At 33.4% G+C, this 1,190-nt stretch carries 2 protein-coding genes; both read right to left on the bottom strand.

Going from position 1 to position 1,190, the window contains the following annotated elements; translation table 11 throughout:
• Positions 1-143: 143 nt before the first annotated feature.
• Complete coding sequence (gene ricT / locus Q0370_RS10540) at positions 144-650, bottom strand: PSP1 domain-containing protein (RefSeq protein ID WP_006805064.1); 507 nt, start codon at positions 648-650, stop codon at positions 144-146.
• Positions 647-1,190 (bottom strand): RadC family protein (locus Q0370_RS10535; RefSeq protein WP_299575486.1); only part of this gene is annotated, 544 nt, incomplete at its 5' end. The genes ricT and Q0370_RS10535, both read right to left, overlap by 4 nt.

Below are 1,190 nucleotides of genomic sequence, written 5' to 3'. Positions count from 1 at the left end.
CCAGTGACCCCCTGCTTGTAAGGCAGGTGCTCTCCCAACTGAGCTATGCGACCACACTTATATTACTCAATAAGTATAGCATATCTTTTTCAATTTTTCAACTATTTTTTTCCTAAAAAAATTTTTTTTCATAACGAAGAATCCTACCAGTAAATTTCCCTTCCATATTTTCCAAAGGCAGACAGTATTCTCCCTTCATCATTTGTCTTAATCTGATAAAATTCCACCCTTTTTTTAAATGTTCTGTTCACTTCCTTTACAAGTTCCCTAAAATCTAGCCTGTTGCTAGCCGTAAAGTAAAATATAAGCTTGCTTTCGTCAAATGTGTACTCTCCGATAACAAGATTCATCTCAGGAAGCAGCTCCTTTACAATCTTTTTGCATTTAAAATAGGCCTCATCCGCTTTTTTATCCAGTTCCAGCAGTTTCTGAACTTCCTTGCTTGACAGCTTTCTTTTAACTTCCCTGATTTTGAGGTCATCCTGTTCGCCATTTTCTTTATTCAAGGCAATTCCCAAAACTATTCCAATCTGCTCTCCACGGATTGTGTCAACTAGAACATGATCCCCTTTTTTATAATTTTCAGCATCGTTTATCATAAACGGATAAACTTTTTTTGTCTTTCTGAATTTAATATTTATTATCTTCACAATATTCCACCTTCTAAAAAACTAAAATATCCCTTCTCACTTATTATAAGATGATCCAGAAGCCTTATTTCAAGACTTTCAAAAACCTCTTTCACTTTTTTTGTCAATCTAATATCAGAATCTGACGGCCTTAACGAGCCTGCTGGATGATTATGAACCAGAATTACAGATTTTGCATTGTATTCTAAAATTTTCTTTATCAGTTCACGAATGTAGACCGTACTTCTGTCAATTGTTCCACGAAACAGCTCCTCTTCCTTCAGAAGTTCATTCTGAGTATTTAAAAACAGCACCTTAAATACTTCAATATCCCTTTTTAGCAACGAATATTCCAAGTAGTTCATAAGCTTTACATTACTAGATAGTGTAATTTTCTTATTATGCACTTTTTTATAAAGCCCATTTTCAATTATCTCAAACAGAAGTTTTAAAAACACTATCGTTCTTTCAGTAATATACTTATTTTTTCGTAATTCTTCCTCAGGCTGCTTCAAAAGTGTATACAAATCTCCGTATTTTTTTAACAAATTCTTAGCAATT

Source organism: uncultured Leptotrichia sp. (genome assembly GCF_938036635.1).
GTDB classification, from domain to species: Bacteria; Fusobacteriota; Fusobacteriia; order Fusobacteriales; family Leptotrichiaceae; genus Leptotrichia; species Leptotrichia hongkongensis.
This window is presented reverse-complemented; position numbering and strand designations above follow the sequence as displayed.